Source organism: Flavobacterium sp. (assembly GCF_047602195.1).
Lineage (GTDB): Bacteria > Bacteroidota > Bacteroidia > Flavobacteriales > Flavobacteriaceae > Flavobacterium.
Genome location: NZ_JASGHW010000004.1, coordinates 2,904,149 through 2,925,577 on the forward strand (window position 1 = coordinate 2,904,149; position 21,429 = coordinate 2,925,577).

Sequence of the window (21,429 nt, forward strand, 5' to 3'; positions counted from 1 at the left end):
TTATAATTCGTATTGAATGGACAGATTTGAGTTTGCAAATTTACCAAAAGCAAACGAAGCCTGCGCGAAAAAATGCCCAAATTGATAACGCCCTGATACTTCTCCGATCACATTGGTGCGCGTCTTGTAAATCTGCTCGAGTTGGTCGTTGACGTATTGTTTGATCGGCGCAATAAAGAATGGTGTCCCCGAGGTGCCGCCGACTTCATATTTGATGTCGCTCGTGTTGGCAATGAGCGCCCCCATGACCTCCACGTTTTGCCATTTTTTGGACCCGTTGAGCTGAAATTGATACGTATCGACAAAACCCGTGATCTCGTTGAGCCCGAATTGGCCATACTGCTCGGTCTGCGCATTGAGGAAACCAAAACTGATTTCTTCATTCGAATAACCCGCAAAGGCAGAAAAGTGAAGGTTCTTGGCCTCGAGACTTTTGAAATATTGGCTCAGGTTGTGCTTGATCCCGCCACCATAAACCCGATAATAGCCCCGTTTGAGCTTGACCTTATAGGAATACTTCCCGATGATTTCCGTCCCGTACCACATTCCGAGTGATGCTTGGATGTACGGATAAACGACGGTAGACATGTCAATACCTTCGGGGGTTTTGAGACGCACTTGCTGCGCATCTTCGCCTTCGCCGAGTTCACCCACGAGGTAAATCTGCTCGTCGTTTCCGAGTGCGGTCTGCACCGTCGCCGATTCCCGTCCGTCCTCGATGCGGAAAAACGCCAGATCGTCATTGGTCACGGTAAATTCGCGGTTTTTCTTGGGAACAAAAAAAGCGTTGGTGTGTATACTGACGTTTACATCCCAAAGCTTTTTTTTCTGCGGGGTCGCAACCCAGCTTGAAGAAGCCTGATATACGGCCGCATCGGTTGCCGGTGTGATGAAGGTATCGGCGTACCACAAGGCGTCCTGGAGGAAATTGCTCACATCCAAAAACGTCTGAAAATCTTGTGATACGGCTTTGTTACCCGTCAAGAGGCAAGACCCGAGCGCCAGTATGGTCAGGAAACGCTTATGCATCTATGTTCGCATAAACGGCATTCTTTTCAATAAATTCACGTCTTGGCGGAACCTCGTCGCCCATCAGCATCGAGAAGATGCGGTCGGCTTCGGCTAGACTGTCGATGTTGACCTGGCGCAAAGTCCTTGCGTTTGGATCCATCGTGGTTTCCCAGAGTTGCTCGGCGTTCATCTCACCGAGACCTTTGTATCGTTGGATGTTCGCGCTGCCGCCCATTCTTTCGTTGGCCGCATCGCGCTGGTCATCGTTCCAGGCGTATTCTTTCTTGTTTCCTTTTTTGACAAGGTACAATGGTGGTGCTGCAATATATACGTGTCCTTCCTCGATGAGTTCTTTCATGAAACGGAAGAAGAAGGTCAGGATCAAAGTGGCGATGTGGCTACCGTCGACGTCGGCATCACACATGATGATGACTTTGTGGTAACGCAATTTTTCGAGGTTGAGCGCTTTGGAATCTTCAGCGGTTCCAACCGTCACGCCCAAAGCGGTAAAGATATTTCTAATCTCCTCGTTTTCGAATACTTTATGGTGCATCGCTTTCTCGACGTTGAGAATTTTACCACGCAATGGCAAAATCGCCTGGAAGTTACGGTCGCGGCCTTGCTTGGCCGTTCCACCCGCCGAGTCACCCTCGACCAAGTAAACCTCACATCTTGCCGGGTCTTGTTCTGAACAGTCAGACAATTTCCCTGGCAATCCGCCGCCGCCCATGACGGTTTTTCTTTGCACCATTTCGCGTGCTTTTTTCGCCGCATGACGCGCCTGTGCCGCCAAGATGACTTTTTGGACAATCGTCCTGGCGTCGTTCGGGTTTTCCTCGAGATAATTCTCGAGCATTTCACCCACCGCTTGCGAAACCGGCGAAACGACTTCGCGGTTACCGAGTTTGGTTTTGGTTTGTCCCTCGAATTGCGGCTCGGCTACTTTTACCGAAATAATCGCCGTCAATCCTTCGCGAAAATCGTCGCCCGTGATCTCGAACTTGAGCTTGTCGAGCAAGCCCGAAGCATCGGCGTATTTCTTGAGCGTACGCGTGAGTCCGGCACGGAAACCTTGCAAATGCGTTCCGCCTTCGTGCGTGTTGATGTTGTTGACGTACGAGAAAATATTTTCGGAATAGCTGGTATTGTAGATCAAAGCGACCTCGACCGGGATTTCTCCCTTTTCGTTTTCCATGCTGATGACGCTCGCGATCAATGGTTCGCGGTTGCCATCGAGGTAACGGATGTATTCCTTGAGACCTTCGTTAGAGAAAAACGTTTCTGAACGCGGGTTGCCATCTTCCATCGTTTCACGCATGTCGGTGAACGTGATTGTGATTCCTTTGTTCAGGAAGGACAGTTCGCGCATACGCGCAGAAAGCGTATCGTAAGAGAATTCTAAAGTCTGTGTAAAGATTTTATGGTCTGGGTAAAATGTTTGGCGTGTACCGCGTTTTTCGGTTTCGCCAACGGTTTTCACCGGATACATCGCCTTTCCTCTTTCGTATTCCTGTTCGTAGATTTTGCCTTCGCGGAATACGGTCGACTTCATCCTTTCGGACAAAGCGTTCACAACCGAAACCCCTACCCCGTGCAAACCACCGGAAACTTTATACGAGTCTTTGTCGAATTTACCCCCTGCACCGATTTTGGTCATGACGACCTCGAGTGCGGAAACCCCTTCTTTTTTATGCATGTCGACCGGAATACCACGGCCGTTGTCTTCTACGGTTACTGAGCCATCTTCGTTGATCGTGACACCGATGGTATCGCACCATCCGCCCATCGCCTCGTCGATCGAGTTGTCAACTACTTCATAAACCAAGTGGTGCAAACCTCGCACACCTACATCTCCAATATACATGGAAGGACGCATCCTTACGTGCTCCATTCCTTCTAACGCCTGAATACTGTCTGCCGAATAATTGTTTTTCTTGATTTCTTCGCTCATAAAATTTATTCTAAAAAATGTATTTTTTGTCTAACAGGCAAATATATAAAAACGAAGGTGATATTGACCGGAAATTGCCCTGTCAACCTAGGAAGTTATTAACATTTTATCGACTAAAATGCGTGCAATTCGGCGCCGGTTCCTGCCCCATTTGCAAAGTGGATTTTGCCGAAATCGAACGACACCCCATCGGCGATATCGCTGGCCATCAGCATGGCCCCGTCGGCGTCGAGGTAATCGAGCAGCGGCGCGATTTGTACGAGGCCCGAAATACCAACAGTCGATTCGGTCATGCAGCCCGCCATCAAAAGCAAACCCTTGGATTTGGCGTTGTCGATCATGCGCAGCGCCGGTGTGATACCGCCGCATTTCATCAATTTGATGTTGATGCCGTGAAACAGTCCATTGCAGGTTTCGACATCGGCTTCGCGTTGGCAACTTTCATCGGCGATGATTGGCAAAACCGAATGGGCGCGTACTTTTTTCATGCCTTCGAAATCATCCGCTTTCAATGGCTGTTCGATGAATTCGACTTTTAAATCCTGAAGCGTTTGGGCATATTCGATGGTTTGCTCGGCGGTCCAGGCACAATTGGCGTCGATCCTGAAAACCGCATCGCTTACTTCACGCAACTTTCGCACAATTTCAAGATCGTGCGCAGCGCCCAATTTGATTTTGTAAATAGGCCAGGGTTTCTCGAGGATTTTCTGCTGCATGACTGCGACGGAATCGATCGCAATCGTATAGGAAGTCAATGGCACCAATGCATCGGCATCGGAGAAATAACTGCGCACGGTTCGCTTTTGGCTGCGTGCATAAAAATCCCAATAGGCCATATCGATCGCACACAGGGCAAAATAATCTTCGGATAAATGTGGTGCGAGAATTGGCCAAAATTCCGTTGGATGCATGGGCGACAAGTTTTCAATCAAATGTCGAACTTTTGAAAAACTTTGCGTCAATCTTTCCACGGTAGAATGGTAATACGGATTGACCGTCGCTTCGCCGTATCCAAAAAATTCCCCGTCCCCGATTTGGACCACGACGGTTTTCTGTACCACGACCGTATACCGCGAAATCGTAAACGGATGCGCGAGCGGCAATTCGAAAAAACGGTAAGCGAACTGTAAGGCCATAAAAAAATAAAACGCCGGCTTTGCACAACCGGCGTCTCAAAAATACAAACAATATATAACAAACCTAATAACTCCTAAATTGTAATGCCCGTTTTGGCGATATCTGTATCGGCCTTGACGTGCGCTGCGTTGGCCCTTCCGCTCGGATCCTGGTTCTCCTGCCACTTGGGGATCCATTTGCGCACCGTTTGCGCGGCGCTGAGCTGTGGGTAATGCTTGTGGAAAATATCGCGATAGAAATACGCCTCTTTGGTCGTGGGCGTGTTGTACGGGAATCTTTCCGCGGCGGTTTCCAGTTGTCCGTCGGTGACTTTGGATGCGCAATATTCAATCAAGGTATCGATCCAACTGTAACCCACGCCATCGGAAAACTGTTCCTTCTGACGCCACAATACTTCATCCGGCAGGTACGGTTGCTCTGGTGTATCGAACGCCTTTCTCAGGATGTATTTTTCAACCCCGTCGTACGTTTTGGGCTGCTTCTCGACGGCCTTGATCGTCATGGCCATATCGAGGAATGCCTTGTCGAGGAACGGAACACGCGCTTCGAGTCCGTGTGCCATCGTCGATTTGTCGGCGCGCAATAGATCGGCCGTGAACAATTTCTGGACACGCTCGATGGTTTCTTTTTGGAAGTCCTCAGTTGAAGGCGCATTTCGAAAGTATAAATACCCACCAAAAATCTCGTCTGCGCCCTCGCCTGATAAAACTACTTTTATGCCTTTGTCGGTAATGGCCTTGGAAAGGAAATACATCGGTGTACTGGCCCTGACGGAAGTCACGTCGTAGGTTTCCAAATGCCAAATCAATTTTTCGAGGATCTCAATCCCCTGTTCGATCGTAAAATGAACCTCGTGGTGCTCGGTTCCTAAAAAAGCGGCAACTTTACGGGCAGCGACGGCATCGGGGGCGCTCTTATCTAACCCAATAGAGAACGAATGCAGTGTCTTGCCTTCGGCAGCCAGTAAACGTGCCGCTATGGATGACGTCAAGGATGAGTCGAGTCCCCCCGAAAGCAACACGCCAATCGGCACGTCACTCATGAGGCGTTTGCGTGTCGCTTCGGTCAAGGTTTCTCTTATCAAACTCAAATTTAAATCTTGTACCGCCGAAGTATGGTCCTCATATTCCGGTCGGTAATATTTGACAAATCCCGTTTTCGGGGTGTAGAAATGTCCTGGGGGAAATGTCGCAAAGGTCTTGCACTGGTCGGCAATCGGCTTCATTTCCGAAGCGAAATAAATGCGACCGCGTTCGTCGAGTCCATAATACAAAGGTTTGACTCCCATCGGGTCGCGCCCGGCGATGAAATCGTCCCCATCGACCACGACGAAAGCAAAATCGCCGTCGAGTTTGTCGAGGAAGTCATAGCCGAATTCCTCATACAGGTGCACGATCACTTCCGAATCCGATTTGGTACGGAAAGTATGGTGCTTCAAAACCGTTTCGCGCAATTGCTGGTGGTTGTAGATTTCGCCGTTGTGGACCATGTAAGCGGTCTTGGTTCCTTTGATCGGCTGTCGGCCGGAATGCAGGTCGATGATCGATAAGCGTTCGTGGCTTAAAATATGTCCGTTTGCTGTAAGATGAAGGTCACTTTCATCAGGACCTCGGTGCGACATTCTTTTCGAGAGTGTCTTGACCAGTTCTTCGTCTTTTCCTTTTCCAATGATGGCTAATATTCCACACATACGCTTTGTCTTAAATTCTATTATTTCGATAAAGCAAAGATGTATTTATGATTATAATTATAAAACCAAAATACAGATATAAGTTTCAATTTAAAACCTACACCTGTATTTTTAGACAATTATATAAAGCTTCTGTGCCAAATCAAATGGCCGCACTTACAATCTTTAAATTTTATGGTTCCTGGACCTTGATTTTGGAAGACAGGTACGCCGGCATTTGGGCTACGACCGCCTTGAGTTTTTTCCTGTTTTGCGCCTTGCTTTTTGGGTCCTTGAGGTAATAATTGTAGTTGTCGAACAAATAATACATCAGCACGCGATTGTAATCGTCCAGGCCATTGTCGGCAATCATCCGGAGCAGGCTTGATTCCATCGCTTTGGCTTGGGCACTTTCCGACAACGCGCGCCCGATCCTGCGGATACTCCCGAAATAATGGTTCTCGGCAGGATTACCGACCCGCAGGGAAATGCCAAAAATCAAATCCGGCACATTGATGTCGAGCACTTCCAGTTCCTTGATGTAAGTCTGCCGGGCGCCATAAGCATAACTGCCGTCGCTCATGCGGTCGAAACGGTCGTTCATGATGTCGAGGTGCGCGCGCAGGAAAACTTCCCATTGGGTAGCCTCGGCAGAAAGCATGGCAATACTGAGCGCATGCAGCCGCGGGCCGTCGTCCTGGCTGCACCCCCCAATCACCCGACGGTTGCGTTTCATATGCAGTGCCAGTTCGGGAGAAACGTAACGGGCTACATACCATTCGAATTCATCATCGGTGGGTTTATTGTCCTTGGCTTCATCGATTGCCTGCTGCAGCAACTGGTCAAACGACGGATCGTGCATTTTGAGGAAATCGATTTTGGCCATTCGCGTGGAATCCCATTTTTGCAGGGCGTTATAGTAAATATCGTAAGCCACTTCCCTTTCCTTGTGGATTTTCTCTTGGGCCTCCTCGGTCATGTTGTTGTCAATGCGGTAACTTTTATAATCGAATTGCGGTTTATGGGTCGTCTGGTGCACATAATTCAGGAAATCGCCAATCTTATCTCGGACCGTATCGGCCAAAAAGAGCCTTCTCGTATCGGAAGCGGTTTTAAGAAAAAACTGCGCAGTGGTATCGACCAGGCAGTCCGAATATTGCACCATGCGCGCATACGACTGGGGCAAAGGCTTGCTTTCGAAATCGGTAAGGAAATAGAAGGCCGAAAGCGTCTCATCGCTCAAATCTACATTCGAATAATGCTCCAAAACCCATTTGCCTTTGAGATTGGCCTTGATTTGATCGGCTTCCTCACCTTTTCTCAAGTCCATCTCGCGACCGTAATCGTCCCCAAACGACAGTGAACTGAGTACAATGAATCGGGTGTTCTCGTAATCGGTATATTCGGAACGGGTCACCAACAGGTTTTGCTCGGTGACCGCCTTTTTATATTTCCGGACAAAATCCTTGAATGAAATCCCGCGTTCCATATCGGCACGCGCTTGCTTTATCTTTTCATCCTGGAGTTCGACATAATGGACTTTGGCCTGCGGCACGGCATAATACACTTTGTTCGCCTTGCAAACCTTGAACTTGAGGTTCAGCGAATCGACAATGTGCTTGAGTTTCCCAACGGAATGATCCGAATAAATCAACCCGTTTTCATGGACCGTAAATTCCTGCGCCCAGCTACCGGCTCCCGCCAGCAAACCGAGAAAAATAAGAAGTCTTTTCACGTTAAATTGGTTATAAAGCTATAACTCAACAGAGTGCGGAAATAGTGTATACGGTTGGGTGAATCTCAAAAGAAAATCCGACTTCATGGCCCAATAATTTCTGCCCAAGCGGTGATTGGGGCGACACGGCGATCACGGTTTTTCCTTCGATATTTATTTTGGGCAATGCCGCACAGATAAAAAGCAACATCCCATTGGCTTCCACCAAACTGCCCAACGCGATTTTCTGGTGCATTGCCATTGGGTCGATTTTGTCGAGAATGGCTTTCTGTCCGTAAATTTCCGTGAGCTTGTGGTTGAGCTTTTCCTGTTCGAGATGCATCATCGACAAGGCCGTTTCGTGCTTATCGCCCGCCGAACCTTTGGCGTCGTTTTGGGCATCTTCGGTCAGGGCCGAAATCATGTCACGGAACGCATCGATCCGGTCCTGGACCAACTGCTGGTAACGCGCGTAAACCTGTTGTTTGAAAGCCATTGAAGGAATGTGACAATTAGTCAATTAGATAATTAGCCAATTGATACGCTGTGCTCATTTTCTCATTATCTAATTGACTAATTAAAAATCGAATTTATAACTCGCGCCGATCATGCCCTGGAATCCCTGCGTCGGATAGTTGAGCCATCTTTCATAAGTCTGGTTGGCGATGTTGTTCAAGCGCAGCCAAATCGAGAGCCTTTCGCTGTATTTGTAGCCCACGTGCATGTTCGCATCGAAATAACTGTTGAGCGTCTTGATATTGGCCAACAATGGCGCGTTGTTCCTGGATTCGAAATCCTTGCGCTCGCCTACGAAAAACAAATTGGCACCTGCATACCATTTCGGTGTGATCGTCAAATCGAGGTTGGCGCCGAATTCGATCTCGGGCAAATTCCACGCTTCTTCTTCGAATTTCGTCGTGTATTTGTGGAAGGAACCATTGATCCCGAACGAAATGTTCTTGCTGAAATCGGCCTTGAGTTCGCCAAAGAACGTCAGCGTACGCACATTGTCATACACAATCCCGAATGAATTGCCATAATCGTACATTTCCTGTTCAAGGATCGTTTCGTCGTAAGAATTGTGGCGGAACAAAATCTTGTTGCGTTCGGCTACCAAGGAACCGCGTACGTTGTAACTGATGTAGTTCGACAGTTTTCCTTTGAGTCCCGCAAAACCATCCAATTGGCGGTCGGTCGGTTTGATGCCTTCAAACGCACTCGGGTTGGTTCCGAGCAACGACGGCGACAAAAACGGGTTGGTCGTCGTGAGATCGCGCCACGAATTCTGTTGCAGTCCGCCATCGGCTCCGAGGTAAAATACCATCAGGTCGCCCACGACTTTGAGTGAAGCCGTTACGTTCGGATAAAAGAACAATTTGTTGTCGCTGTATTCCATATCGGCGCTGTAAAACACCGAGGCCCCGATGTCGAAAGACCAGTCGTCGCGCGTCATCGCATAACTCGGGTGCACGCCGAAATTGGCAAACGCATACTTGAGCGCCGAAGTACTGCCGAATGCCTTTCCTACTTCACCACCATTGTAATCGGCGATAAACTCGGCTTTCAAGACATTCTGGTCCAGATCGACCTGGATCGCCGGCTTCAAAAAGAAGCGGTTTTCCGACGCATCATAGGCATCCCAAAAACGGTTATACTTGAGTTCGACGCCGCTGAACATGCTTTCGTTGAACGTCAGTTTTCCGCCCACATAACCGTTGTAATAGGTTTGCCAATCGTCGATTCTCCCAATCACGAAATCGCGTTGCTCGGGCGTGAGTGTCGGTGGCATCCCATAATCGGAAGGCACGCCATACCAGTAGTTTCTTTTGTATTCGAAACCCGCATCGGCATTCCAGGCGAACTCGCGTTGCTTGCTGCCGTAGGTCAAATCGATCGAAGTGCGCAAAAACTTATCATCGACTTCGACATCCTTGATGCCGCCGTTCGAAGACAAATGCTTGACCATCGCGGCCACATAATCGTTGTCGCCCACATCGTGTGTGACATACAATTCGGCGAAAGCCGTCGCGTAATTTCCGAAACCGGATGTGAAATAATTGCGGTAAAGCGTTTCCTGTTTCGTTTTATCGACGCCAGCCGCCCGGCCTTTCGACGGCGTAAACGTCGAGGCTACCGGAAACGAAAAGATGTCGTATTTGATGTTCTCTTTCTTCGAGGTTTCTTCGTCGTCGAGCACCGGCGTTTCCTTGACCTTGAACGCATCGGAAATCGTCGGCGTGTACGGTTTGACGACATTGACGACTTCGGTTCCGATGTTTTCGTCTTTTTTCTGCGCCGTGACCAAAGTGATCCCGCCGATTAAAAAGAGCGCTGCAATTTTATATTGGATGTTGAATTTCATACTTTTTTGTTTAGAGACAAGAGCCTAGAGCCAGAAGCCAAGACTTACGTCGCTTATTATTTATCTGATTATTCCAAATCTTGGTTCTTGATTCTTGGTTCTATAATCTAATTCTGGATCGATGAATTCGTTTGCGATTCGGCGGCCTTGATCGTGTTGAGCTGCGTTTGCGCTTCCTGCACGACTTCGGGATAAGCCGCAAAATTCTTGATGACGCTTTCCAGAATGTAGGTCGCCTGGAAACTGTCCTTTAAGCCATAAAAATTCTTGGCCATGATGACCAGACCTTTGGCCCCGAAATATTTGTAACCCGAATAATCCTTGGTCAATTTTTGAACCGTCGTGTTCGACGCCTCGAATTTGCCGTCCTTGTTTTTGAAATAAGCGTCATAATACAGGGCTTCTGCGGCGAGTTCGCCCTTGGCAATGGTGAGCAATTTGGCATAAGCCGTCCTGGCCTTGGCTTCGTCATTCGAATTCCAGGCCGAACGCGCCACGATGATCTGCGCATCCGATTTGACCTTGTCGTCCATTTTCGGATTCGCCAAAACCTTGTCGGCATAAATCACCGCGTTCGGGTAATCTTTCTGCTCGTAATAGGTTTTCATCAAATTGGCCTGTGCAAAAGTGACGTTTTGAGGGTAATCGGCGGCGGTTTCGAGTTGCTTGAGCACGGCGATTGTCTTGGTATCGTCGCTGCCTTTGAGGTAAATCTCGGCCAGACGCGCAAGCGATTGTTCGGTGAATTCATTGCGCGGCCTCGACACCACAAACTCGTAATGCGGCACCGCACGTTCCTTGAGGTTGTCGTTGTAATAGGATTGTGCCAGATAGAAATTTGCCTTGAGGGCATGGATGCCGTTCGGGAATTTGGCCACATAACCGCTCAGGGTCGAAATCGCCTGTTTGATGTTGTTTTGCATGTATTGTTTTTCGGCGGCTTCGTAAGTGTCGTTGTCGAGATCGGCATCCGAAACCTCTACGAAATCGAGCGTTTTGACCCAAGTCGCATATTCATCGACTTTGCCGTTGTCGACATAAATGAGACGTGCCGTGGCCACCGCTTCGACCGCTTCGGGACTTTTCGGATACTCGGCTGCGATTTTCTTGAATTTGCCCAACGCCTGTGCGTCGTTCTCCGAATTGTAGTAAATCAAACCTTGACGCAGGATCGCTTTTGCGGAATAAGAACCGCCTTTGTATTCGGCAATCAATTGGTCGTAGGTGCGGATCGCTTGGTCGTTTTTCTTTTCGGTCACATAGGTATTTCCGAGTTCGAACAACGCATCGTCGCGGTATTGCGATTTCGGAAACGCCGAGATGAATTTGGTCAAATCTTCAATCTTTTTGTCGTTTCTGGCCACAAATCCGTAGCTGATGCCTTTTTGGAACGCCGCATAATCGGCATCGATACCACGCATCTCGATCGCCTTGTTGTAGGCATCCATCGCGGGCCAATACTTCGCCGATACGAAACGGCTGTCCCCGAGACGCAAATAGGCATCGTTGAGACGCACCTTGTCGTCCTTGACCGCATCGATGTGGCTTTGGAAAAAGTTGCCGGCCTGGTCGTATTCCTTGAGTTTGAAATACGCATAAGCGATATTGTAGTTGATGTTTTTGTTTTCTGGCGTCGACTTCGATTCAGGCGAAGAAGCGAATTGTTTGAAGCTGAGCAGGGCTTCGTTGAAATTGTCGAGTACGTATTCGGTTTCGCCTTTCCAGAACGTGGCACGCGCGGTGAATTTCGGGTTTCTCGGTTCGCCCAGAGATTTCTTGAACATCGCGAGCGCTTCCTGGTAGCTGCCGTCGGTGTACAATTCGAGTCCGCGGTAGAACGTGACCTTTTGATACGCTTCCTTGTTGGCGAAACTCTTGTTCTTTTCGAGCAGGTCGAGCGCGCCTTTGTAGTTTTTCGACGTGATGTAGGAATTGATGAGCAAAGTTTCGACTTCAATCTTGCTCGGTGAATTCGGGTATTTGGCCAAGAAACCAGCCAGTACGTCCGGCACCGGTTGGTACGAGTTGCCGATTTCGTAGCTCAATTTGGCGTAATTGAGATTGGCATCTTCCTGGATTTTCGCATCGAAATCCATTTCCGAGGCATTCTTGAACGCATTCAAAGCCTGTTGCTTGCGGTCGGTTTTGAGGTAACTTTCCCCCAAATGGTAGTAGGCATTCTGTGCGACAGAATCGTTGCCGCCGATGATTTTATTGAACTGCGTGATCGCATTTTCATAATCGCCCTGTTTGTAATAGGCATAACCGAGTTGGTAGTAATCGGTGTTGTTCCACTTGCCTTTCTTGCCGCGGTATTCTTTGAGATACGGGATTGCCTTGTCGTATTGCTTGAGGTTGAAATAGCTCTCGCCGATGATCTTGTTGAGTTCCGATTTTTCGAGAGCCGACGATTTGGCCATCGCCTTCTCGCCCGACTTGATCGCCTGGTCGAATTTGCCGAGCTTGAAATTCATGTCGGCTTCGAAATACGACAATTTTTCCTTGTATTTTTCCTCTCCCGACACTTCGTCGAAATACTTCGTCGCCTCTTTGTAATCGTCGGCTTCATAAGACATGAATCCGAGGTAATACTTGGCCTGCGAGCCATATTCCTTCGAATTCAAGACCTTGTTGAAATAAGGCGTCGCCTCTTTTTTCTTGCCGGCGTTGAAAAACGCATAGCCTTTCTGGAAGTTGAATTTGTCCTGTTCTTCGTAGCTCAACGTGCCTTCGTCCACCTTGTCAAACCATTCCAAAGCCTGCGGGTATTTGCCTTGTTCGAAATAATAGTGCGCCACTTCGATGAACGCTTGGTTTTGTTTGGGGCTCGTCGGATAATCGCGGACGAAATTTTCCATCAGTTCATCTGCACCGGCCTGGTTGAGGCGAATGCCGCAATTGGCGCTGTAATAGGCACAATCGGCCTTGACGTCGGGACTGACATTTTGTGTTTTGACTTTATCAAAGATGATTTGCGCCGATTGGTATTGGCTTTCTTTGTATAAATTGACGGCCCGGTTGAAATCCTCGAGTTCATGGGTATAAATAGCCGATTTCTGTGCCGAAACCGAAGCCGTTTTTACCAGTAAAAAAAAGAGGAAAAGCCAGTGTAGTTTTCGCATTTCTGTAGATTTAATAATTTCAAAAATATCTTTTCTCGTTTCTATAACGAACCTTTTTAGCGTTTTATTATGAACATTTTTTTTAACAAATGGCTCTTGATAACCTTTTAAAATTTATTTTGAAACCGCGCGTTATCTTAGTATTTTTACCGCAGTTTTAAACGCAATCTTACCATGTCGCAACCTGTGCTTTCTTTAAAAAATGTTTCCATTTACCAGGACAAAAAAGTCATTTTATCGAATGTCAACCTCGAGGTAAACCACGGTGAATTCATTTACATCATTGGAAAAACAGGCACCGGGAAAAGTAGTTTCCTCAAGACGCTTTACGCCGATTTGCCGCTGACCGAAGGCGAAGGACACATCGTGGAATTCGACCTGGCCAAACTCAAGGAAAGCCAGATTCCGTTCCTGAGAAGAAAAATCGGGATCGTGTTCCAGGATTTCAAGTTGCTGCCCGACCGAAGCGTCAAGGACAACATGGAATTCGTGCTCAAAGCCACCGGCTGGAAAAACCAGGCCGACATGGACAACAAGATCGACGAGGTGCTCGAACGCGTCGGTTTGCATTCGATTGCTTCCAAAATGCCGCACCAACTCTCGGGCGGCGAACAACAACGCGTAGCCATTGCGCGCGCCCTGCTCAACGATCCGGAATTTATTTTAGCAGATGAACCGACCGGAAACCTCGATCCGCAAACAAGCGTGGAAGTCCTGAACGTATTGCGCAAGATCAACGAGAACGGCAAGACGGTCATCATGGCCACGCACGATTACGCTTCGCTCATGAAATTCCCGGCCAAAACGCTCAAATGCGAGGACCACAAGATTTTTGAGGTCGTACAAAGAACCGTTTAATCGATTCGGATTCCTTTTATTTTTCGAGAACTCCATTGGCTGATGAGCATCAGTACGAATGGAAAAGTGACGATGTGGAAACGGTCGCCTTCATTGCACGATATGCCCGAAAGTAACATGATGTAGATTACAAAAAAAGCGGTGACCAATAATGGTTTTTCTGTCGATTTAAACCTCAGTAAAAGCAGTACGGACAGCAAAAAACCAACGATAGACAAAAGCCTATTCTGCCACTCAGAAATCGTGTATCCCAGTGTTTTAATCGTGCCATGGTTTACTTTTCCTTGAAGATTCTCCAAAATAGCGATCTTGACGCTTCCCGTGCTGGCATTTTCCCCTAAATTATAAAAATAGGCCCTGAAAAAGTGCGCGGTGTTGTACTGCAATTGGTCGGTAAAATCCCGCGAGGCGATGACTTTTTGCTCGGGATTGGGCAGGCTGTAGATGTAATCGGCGCGTTGTTTCCAGACGGTTTCAAATGTTTGGTTCGTGCGCAAACTTTCGGCCTTGGCGCCCAGATAATCGTAGTAAGTGACCGCATCGATGTAGCCCAAAGTGAAATTTCCGAATTGGTATTTGACCCCGGCGCATTGCACCAAAACCAAAAAATAACTGCCGTAAAGCAGCCACGCAAATCTGGAGCCGTAATTGAAAACAAGCTGCTTGACAAAATAAACCGTCAATAAGATGGCCAGGAATTTTGAGCCAGGCTTGATCAACATACTCAATACCAAAAGCGACAAGGCAAAAGCCAAATATTTGAACACTTCCGTTCGTTGGTATTTGAACAGGAAATAAACGGCCGACAGTATCAAAAACAAGTAAATGATTTCGGTGCACAATTCAAAAACCAACGCATTGATTCCGACCAAAAAAATGCTGGCTAACGTGAAAACAAAAGCAAATTTCGGCTTCAGGAAAAACCGCAATATTTCAAACAAAACCAAGATCGAACCCAGCCAGCAAACCCAATTAAGCCCATAAGAAAACAGGTAAACCGATGCATTGCCGCCACCGAATAAATAAGGAATTCCAGTCAGGGCTGCCATCAACATCGGACGGTAATTGTGGCCGCGGTGGTAAACGTATAAATTTTCAGCCGATTGCTGGTAACTCAACGCGTCGTGCGAAATATACGTCTGAAGGTGCAGTTGCAGCAAATGATCGAAAACCGAAATCCAAACCAGCCCAATGCCCAAGAGCAGCAAATGAAACTGGTATTTTCTAAAGGAATTCCCGAGGTTTGGCATGCCACAAAAATAGCATAATATTCGGATGAAACCGCTTATTTGTCCTTGCGTTTGTAGACGTGCGGATTTTCCTTGATGCCTTTCTTGAACAATTTGCGCAGGTTCATGCGCAAGGCCGTATCGACCTGCAACAAGGCGTCGGTCATCGTATTTCCGGGACGTGCGCGAAACGAAGTCACATGGAACGAATCGTCCTCGAGCAACGGCGTTTCCGAAAAATAATAATTCGACACGCAGCAACGTTCGCCTTCGAAATCAATCGGCGATACCGAATGCAGCGAATTGTTGTGCGTGGCCATTACGGCCAAACGATTGAATTTACTGGTGATTGTAATTGGCTTGCCTTCGAGTCCATCGGGCCAGAGTTCGAGATTGCCGCCATTTTCAAGTTTCCAATCGGGCGTCACATAAAACAGCAGGTTGAGCACGCGCCAGAAATTGCGGTCCTTGTCGTGCGAATTGTCGAGGTGCGGATGCAGGTAATGTCCATTACCCATCATCGAAATGCCCCCGGCATAAAGGTTTTCATCGGGAATCAAATGTTCGATCTGGCAGATTTCGGAAACGATCCGGACGACTTCGGGCGCCTGGAACGCATAGACCATTTCTTTCGAGCAACGGATGGTATTGGTCCATCTGCACGGCAATGTACTTGCGTTCGCGAATGGTGTTCTTGAGTTTCATCTCGGATGGATCGGGAAACAACGCAAAGATTTCACGCGTGATTTCCTCGGGCAAAACATCATCCAAAAAGAAATAACCGATGCCCGATTGGCTTTCGGCATATTGCCGCTTCAATGTCTCTTTGTGGGCCGATAGCGAACTTACGATCAGCTTTGAAAGTTTTTGTCTGTTCAATTCCATTACCCGAGTATTATTTTTGCAAGGATTTCCGCGTTTTTATGGTCGTTCATTTCTGTTTCGAGCACCCGCTTCCGCTGCTCATAATCATTAAACGCCAAATTCTTCAAAATATTGACCTTGTTGATAATTTCTTCGTTGGAATTGGCAAATTCGCACAATTGGCTCACGTTTTCATCGTCCATGATGTTTTGGTTGATGAGACAAAAACGGCTGTAATACAGCGAATTCATCAACTTGAGCTTGGTTCCCGATCTTTGGTACGAAAAAATCAGGTTGATGTGCGCCTGCTCGAGCAATTGTTTCAAATGTTCAAAATTCTCGATGGAAACATAGGAAATGTTCGCCGCCTCACCGATCAGATTATTGAAATGATCTTCATTGCTGTTCGAGGCGATGACCAATTTTACATCGGGAATTTTCTTGAAAATATCGATCAGGTTTTCGGCCACGCGGATGTTGTCGGACATGCGCAAATCGCCGTGGTAAATCGCGTACTTCCCAACTCCATCGAGCTTCGAAACGGTTGGATTGCCATGGAAAACGGGCACATACACCGAATTGCCGAATTGCGCATTGATGTATTCGTTCTCGAATTTCGACAAGGCCGCCACTTTTTCGAACCGCCCGATGATTTTCTCATACCGCTTGAACTTGATGGCTTCGGCCCAATACACGAACTTCTTGTGCCAACGCGTCTCGCTTTTCGAAATTCCGCCGAAATAATCCTGCTCGATGTTGTGCAGCCGCAGCAATTTCTTCCTGTCGGTCAAAAAGCCACGGTAAACGAGATAGGTCGTTTTCAAGCCTTTGAAAAGGATCGGCGCGTCGACGGCCTGCAGGTTTTTCAAAAGCGTCTTGTCGTCGCGCGATTGCACCGAGAACGGCAGCCACGAAAAAAAACTGAACGGATGTTTCGAATTCTTGTAGTAATAAACCCGCGCGGCGAGTTGTTCCAATTCGGTTTCGCGTGTCGGGATTTCTTCGACGAAACAATGCAGATGCACCGCAATGCCCAAATCCTTGAGCGGTTTGAGCTTGTAAAAAACCTCGATGATTCCGCCATAAATCGGGGGAAAAGGATTGTCGAAACTGACAATATGTAGCGTTCGGTTTTGCATGGCGTCGCACAAAAATAACACATTAAAATCGGCAATCGCAACTTTTGCCTATATTTGGTTTAAAATTCGGACATGCCATTTTTCTCCGTCGTCATCCCGCTTTACAACAAGGAACGCTTCATTTCGCAGACGCTCCAAAGTGTATTGGCGCAGACTTTCGACGATTTCGAGATCATCATCGTCAACGACGGCTCGACCGATGCGAGTGAGCAAAAAGTCAACGCTTTCGACGATCCGCGCATCCGGTATTACCTGCGCGAAAACAAGGGCGTCGCCGCGGCGCGCAATTTCGGAATCACTTTATCGAATGCCGATTACATCGCTTTTCTCGATTCGGACGATTACTGGTATCCCGATTTTTTGCAGACCATGCACCGCAACATCGGCCGATATGCGCCCGGACACAAGGTTTTCAGTTCTGCAATCGAAATCGAAACTGCCAAAAACGTGTTTCCCGCCGACTATTCGATCGAACAGACCGGCTATTGCGAAGTGGTCGATTTCTTCGATGCGAGTTCAAAAGAAGCCGTCATTTGGACCTCGGCGGCCGTGTTCCACAAAAGTGTTTTCGAGCAATCGGGTGTTTTTGATACGAATGTTAAATTTGCAGAGGACACCGATTTGTGGATCCGCGTCGGACTCGATTTTAAAGTGGTGTTCGATTGGAAAATCCTGGCGCGTTATGTCTACGACGGCAAAAGCGTCTCGCGCGGCCAGCAGTATTTCTTTGAGGAAAGCAGTTTCGCCAAATACGCCGAAGCCGAAAAAACGAACCCGAAGCTCAAGAAATTTCTCGACCTGAACCGTTTTTCGGTCGCGATCAAAAGCAAGCTCGCGGGCGACAAAAAGAACTTCAGGAAATGCTACGACGCGATCGATTTCAAGAACCTTAACGTCAAAAAACGCATTTTACTGCATTTGACGCGTTTCCAATTGCAGGTGCTGGTCAAAATCAAGACGTTACTGGCCGAGAACGGTTTAGGAAGTTCTGTTTTTAAATGATTGAAAATCTTCAAATTCGCGCAGGTAATCACTTTCGTCATAGTCATCCGATGCAATCACGAGACAGACCGAGCCCGAAGAAAAATTGCGCATCTCGCGCCAAATCCCGTTCGGAATGTACAAGCCTTGGTTGGGTTTGTTGAGCGTGACCACCTTCTCATTTTTCCCATCTTTGAGCGTAATCTCAAAACTACCGCTGAGCGCAATCAACACGCGTTGCTGCAGTTTGTGGGCATTGCCGTAGCGTTCGGCCGTGCTGGGCACATCGTACAGGTAATACACGCGTTTGATTTCGAAAGGAAGGGTTGGTCCTTCGACGACCGAAAGGTTGCCTTTGGCGTCGTGGATTTTGGGAATGTCGATCAGTCGGATGTCGTTGAGGCTGGTCATGGTTGGGTTAGGATTTGCTGCCATTGCCGGGAAATGTTTTCCACGGACAAATGCGCCACGCTGGTTGCTGCATTTTGTTTGCAAATATCATATAAATTGGAATCAGTCGCAAGTTTGTGTATGGCTTGGGCCAGTACATGCGCATCGTGGTTGGGCACGAGCAATCCGTTTTGGCCATTCTGGATGATTTCTTTCGGGCCAGACTGGCAGTCGACCGAAACCACCGGGACGCCGAGTGCGAGCGATTCGATCAGCATCATCGGGAAACCTTCATGCCGACTCGTGAGCAGCGTAAATTTGGCTTGACCGACCACAGCGTACGGATTGTTTTGAAACGGGATCAACTGAATATGTTGCGCCAAATTCCATTTGGCAATTTCGGTTTTGATGAAATCTGAATCCGGTCCATCGCCCATGATCAACAGTTTAAAGCCACTTTCATAAATCTTGGAAAGCGAAAACGCTTCGAGCATGAGGCTGAAATTTTTGACTTTCTCGTCTAGTCGCCCGAAATAGAGCACATAATTTCCAAATTCGTTGGGTTTGTTTTCCGCCTTTAATTTGGAAAAATCGATAGAATTGTAAATCGTGACGGTATTGCGAAGTTTATATTTTCGGTGGATTTCAGCTTCGATCGCTTGGGAAACGCAGACGATTTTCTCGGCGTCGCTGTAAAGGATTTTGGCCAGCATCGGCGAAGACGGAAAATATTCATCGAGCTTGAAACTGTGCACGAGGCAAATGCGTTTGCGGTTTCCATAAATGCGTTGGGCAAACCATTCGCGGATAAAATTGTTGCGCGAGCGGTTGTCGATTACTACATCGATTTGGTGTTGCTCTAAATATTTTTTGAGTAAAATTCCTTTGTTGATTTTGCGTTGGAACGCGTTGTCATTGGAACAAATCTCGCCCAGATTGTACAAACTTCCTGCGTAATCATAATCGACCGCATCCTCAATAATGAGGTGGTGGATTTCATGTCCCAAATCGGTCAACAGGAAGCTCAAACCCGCCGCAAACCGCTCTGCCCCGCCCTTGCCGAGCGAATGGGAAATGAGTGCTATTTTGCTTTTGGGCTGCTCCATTATTGCGCAATTGTAAATATATTTGTCAAATATAACGATATATGAACATTTTACTTATAGGCGAATACAGCAGGCTGCACAATTCTTTGAAGGAAGGTTTGCAAGCCCTTGGCCACCAGGTGGTGCTGTTCGGATTCAACGACGGATTTAAGGATTATCCGGTGGATTTTGCGCTCTATAAGCAATGGGATTCGGGGATTTTGAAGAAAATCAAGCTCGGGTTTTTGAAATTGACGGGCTTCGATTTGAGTTCGTATTGGACTTACAGACAATTCCTTCGGTACAAAAAGGAACTACAAGGTTTCGATGTCGTGCAGCTCATCAACGAAAATAGTTTTTATTGCGACCCGAAACACGAGCGTAAAATTCTCGATTTTATCTTCAAAAACAACCCAAAGACGTTCCTTTTGTCGTGCGGAGACGATTACAGCAATGTAACGTACAATTTTGCGCATCCCGAGCAAAAATCGGTGGTACAGCCTTATTTGATGGGCAAAATCAAGGACAAGGCATTCATCAATGTGCTCAAATTCCGTTTACCCGGGTTCAAGCAACTGCACGATTTCATTTACCGCAATATTGCCGGTGTGATTGCGACCGATTTCGATTATGTCCCGGCCTTAAAGGGAAATCAGAAATTTTTGGGATTGGTCCCGAATCCGGTCAATGTGACGAAATTCGATTTTGAAAGTTTGCCTTTGGATAAAATTGTCCTTTTCCTCGGCATCAACACCGAGAATTATTACAAGAAAGGTTCGGATTATTTTGAACAAGCGCTTGAAATCATCCGTCAAAAATATCCTGAAAAGGTCGAAATCATTGTTGCCCGAAGCGTTCCATACGCACAATACATTCAATTGTATAATCGCGCCCATATTGTGCTCGACCAGGTTTTTTCGCTTGACCAGGGTTACAATGCGTTGGAAGCGATGGCGCGTGGCAAAGTCGTTTTTACGGGCGCCGGCGAAGATTTTACCGCGCATTACGGATTGACCCAGCGTGTCAACATCCATGTCGTCCCCGATGTCGATTCGATTGTGGAATCGCTGTCGGAACTCATTGAGAATCCAGCGGAAATCACCGCCATCGGCAAACGCGCCCGACAATTCATCGAAAACGAACACGATTACATCCAAATCGCCCAGCAATACCTCAATACATGGCGATAACGGAAAAGAAATACCTAGCGTTATTGCTTGCGATTCCTTTGGCCGCTTCGGTTTATTATGCTTTACAGATGCCGGTTTCTTATGACGAGGCGTGGACTTTCCTGAATTTCACCCGGAAAGGTTTTGTCGCTTCGGCCTCGCACTATCCCGCGCCGAACAACCATGTCCTGCATTCGTTGGTTACGAATCTGACGTACCATTTGCCCGGACTTTCCAATTTGTTCAAGATGCGGATTTCGGTGTTGTGCGTGAATTTGGTTTCGATGGTTTTGCTCTATCGCTTTGTGCGGCAAACATTTCGATTATAAACTGGCGCTCGTGGTGGTGGCCATCTCGTCGGTGCTGTTCCTGAATTTGTATTACAGTTATATGTCGCGCGGTTATTCGCTCGTGACTTTATTTTTCATTTTGGCTTTGCAGGCTTCATTCGATACAATCAAGTTGGAAAACAACCGCAAACACTGGGTGTTTTTTGGGATCGCTTCGGTGTTGGGTTTTTATGCGATGCCGTCGTTTTTGTATCCGTTTGTGACGCTCAATGTGCTTATTTTGTATTTCCGGCGTGCGAACCTTTGGCCGCAATTGGCAACCGGATTTTCTGTGGTTCTGGTCGTTTCCTTGTTGTATTTGCCGATTGTTGCAAACGATGGTATCGGTGCTGTTCGGATTCTATTGTGTTTCCCTATTAACCTTAGCAATACGTAACTGAACGAAGTAACACGACACA

The 21,429-nt window shown here is 47.5% G+C and carries 19 protein-coding genes; 5 read left to right on the plus strand and 14 right to left on the minus strand.

All coding sequences use genetic code 11. The annotated features are described in order from the left end of the window. The 8 genes from QM717_RS19320 to QM717_RS19355 form a co-directional block, all read right to left on the minus strand. Complete coding sequence (locus QM717_RS19320; RefSeq protein ID WP_415040046.1) at positions 1–1,029, minus strand: DUF6588 family protein; 1,029 nt, start codon at positions 1,027–1,029, stop codon at positions 1–3. Then, positions 1,022–2,962, minus strand: a complete 1,941-nt coding sequence (gyrB, locus tag QM717_RS19325) for a DNA topoisomerase (ATP-hydrolyzing) subunit B (protein ID WP_415040048.1) — start codon at positions 2,960–2,962, stop codon at positions 1,022–1,024. The genes QM717_RS19320 and gyrB overlap by 8 nt, the downstream gene beginning before the upstream one ends. A gap of 113 nt (positions 2,963–3,075) precedes the next feature. Further along, positions 3,076–4,098 carry a dipeptide epimerase gene (locus QM717_RS19330; RefSeq protein ID WP_415040050.1) on the minus strand — a complete coding sequence of 341 codons (1,023 nt, stop codon included), beginning with the start codon at positions 4,096–4,098 and terminating at the stop codon, positions 3,076–3,078. A 74-nt stretch (positions 4,099–4,172) separates the two neighbouring features. Beyond that, positions 4,173–5,789 carry an asparagine synthase B gene (asnB, locus tag QM717_RS19335; protein ID WP_415040052.1) on the minus strand — a complete coding sequence of 539 codons (1,617 nt, stop codon included), beginning with the start codon at positions 5,787–5,789 and terminating at the stop codon, positions 4,173–4,175. A gap of 172 nt (positions 5,790–5,961) precedes the next feature. Then, positions 5,962–7,503 carry a hypothetical protein gene (locus tag QM717_RS19340; protein ID WP_415040054.1) on the minus strand — a complete coding sequence of 514 codons (1,542 nt, stop codon included), beginning with the start codon at positions 7,501–7,503 and terminating at the stop codon, positions 5,962–5,964. Positions 7,504–7,528: 25 nt separating this feature from the next. Next, positions 7,529–7,978, minus strand: coding sequence for a hypothetical protein (locus QM717_RS19345; RefSeq protein WP_415040056.1), 450 nt, complete (start codon positions 7,976–7,978; stop codon positions 7,529–7,531). Positions 7,979–8,059: 81 nt separating this feature from the next. Further along, positions 8,060–9,844 (minus strand): TonB-dependent receptor, encoded by a 1,785-nt coding sequence (locus QM717_RS19350; RefSeq protein ID WP_415040057.1) that lies wholly within the window; start codon positions 9,842–9,844, stop codon positions 8,060–8,062. A 107-nt stretch (positions 9,845–9,951) separates the two neighbouring features. Continuing rightward, on the minus strand, positions 9,952–12,966 hold the full coding sequence (locus tag QM717_RS19355) for a tetratricopeptide repeat protein (RefSeq protein WP_415040059.1): 3,015 nt from the start codon (positions 12,964–12,966) through the stop codon (positions 9,952–9,954). A gap of 174 nt (positions 12,967–13,140) precedes the next feature. Between QM717_RS19355 and QM717_RS19360 the strand changes: the two genes are divergently transcribed. After that, entirely contained in the window at positions 13,141–13,824 is a 684-nt protein-coding gene (locus QM717_RS19360) for a cell division ATP-binding protein FtsE (RefSeq protein ID WP_415040061.1), read from the plus strand. Here the strand turns inward: QM717_RS19360 and QM717_RS19365 are convergent. The 4 genes from QM717_RS19365 to QM717_RS19380 are packed head-to-tail and all read right to left on the minus strand — an operon-like array spanning position 13,821 to position 17,056. Continuing rightward, positions 13,821–15,074 carry a hypothetical protein gene (locus QM717_RS19365; protein WP_415040063.1) on the minus strand — a complete coding sequence of 418 codons (1,254 nt, stop codon included), beginning with the start codon at positions 15,072–15,074 and terminating at the stop codon, positions 13,821–13,823. The genes QM717_RS19360 and QM717_RS19365 overlap by 4 nt on opposite strands. Before the next feature lie 35 nt (positions 15,075–15,109). Next, the gene (locus QM717_RS19370) at positions 15,110–15,679 is read right to left on the minus strand and encodes a 2OG-Fe(II) oxygenase (protein ID WP_415040065.1); all 570 of its coding nucleotides are present in this window, start codon (positions 15,677–15,679) and stop codon (positions 15,110–15,112) included. Next, a complete protein-coding gene (locus QM717_RS19375; RefSeq protein ID WP_415040067.1) occupies positions 15,600–15,938 on the minus strand; it encodes a hypothetical protein in 339 nt (112 codons plus the stop codon). Before QM717_RS19375 ends, QM717_RS19370 begins: the two co-directional genes overlap by 80 nt. Beyond that, positions 15,938–17,056, minus strand: a complete 1,119-nt coding sequence (locus QM717_RS19380) for a hypothetical protein (RefSeq protein ID WP_415040068.1) — start codon at positions 17,054–17,056, stop codon at positions 15,938–15,940. Before QM717_RS19380 ends, QM717_RS19375 begins: the two co-directional genes overlap by 1 nt. 72 nt (positions 17,057–17,128) lie before the next feature. On the opposite strand from QM717_RS19380, the gene QM717_RS19385 reads away from it, so the two are divergent. Beyond that, positions 17,129–18,058, plus strand: coding sequence for a glycosyltransferase family 2 protein (locus QM717_RS19385; RefSeq protein ID WP_415040070.1), 930 nt, complete (start codon positions 17,129–17,131; stop codon positions 18,056–18,058). Here the strand turns inward: QM717_RS19385 and QM717_RS19390 are convergent. Beyond that, positions 18,035–18,472 carry a sugar 3,4-ketoisomerase gene (locus QM717_RS19390; RefSeq protein WP_415040072.1) on the minus strand — a complete coding sequence of 146 codons (438 nt, stop codon included), beginning with the start codon at positions 18,470–18,472 and terminating at the stop codon, positions 18,035–18,037. The two genes, QM717_RS19385 and QM717_RS19390, sit on opposite strands and share 24 nt — an antisense overlap. Next, positions 18,445–19,533 carry a glycosyltransferase gene (locus QM717_RS19395; RefSeq protein ID WP_415040074.1) on the minus strand — a complete coding sequence of 363 codons (1,089 nt, stop codon included), beginning with the start codon at positions 19,531–19,533 and terminating at the stop codon, positions 18,445–18,447. Before QM717_RS19395 ends, QM717_RS19390 begins: the two co-directional genes overlap by 28 nt. A gap of 41 nt (positions 19,534–19,574) precedes the next feature. Here QM717_RS19395 and QM717_RS19400 point away from each other — a divergent pair, with 41 nt between their 5' ends. From QM717_RS19400 to QM717_RS19410, 3 genes are read left to right on the plus strand one after another with little or no spacing between them, the layout of a single operon-like run. After that, entirely contained in the window at positions 19,575–20,702 is a 1,128-nt protein-coding gene (locus QM717_RS19400) for a glycosyltransferase (protein WP_415040076.1), read from the plus strand. Continuing rightward, the gene (locus tag QM717_RS19405) at positions 20,693–21,010 is read left to right on the plus strand and encodes a hypothetical protein (RefSeq protein ID WP_415040078.1); all 318 of its coding nucleotides are present in this window, start codon (positions 20,693–20,695) and stop codon (positions 21,008–21,010) included. Before QM717_RS19400 ends, QM717_RS19405 begins: the two co-directional genes overlap by 10 nt. Then, positions 20,985–21,407 (plus strand): hypothetical protein, encoded by a 423-nt coding sequence (locus QM717_RS19410; RefSeq protein WP_415040079.1) that lies wholly within the window; start codon positions 20,985–20,987, stop codon positions 21,405–21,407. Before QM717_RS19405 ends, QM717_RS19410 begins: the two co-directional genes overlap by 26 nt. The last annotated feature ends 22 nt before the right edge of the window (positions 21,408–21,429 follow it).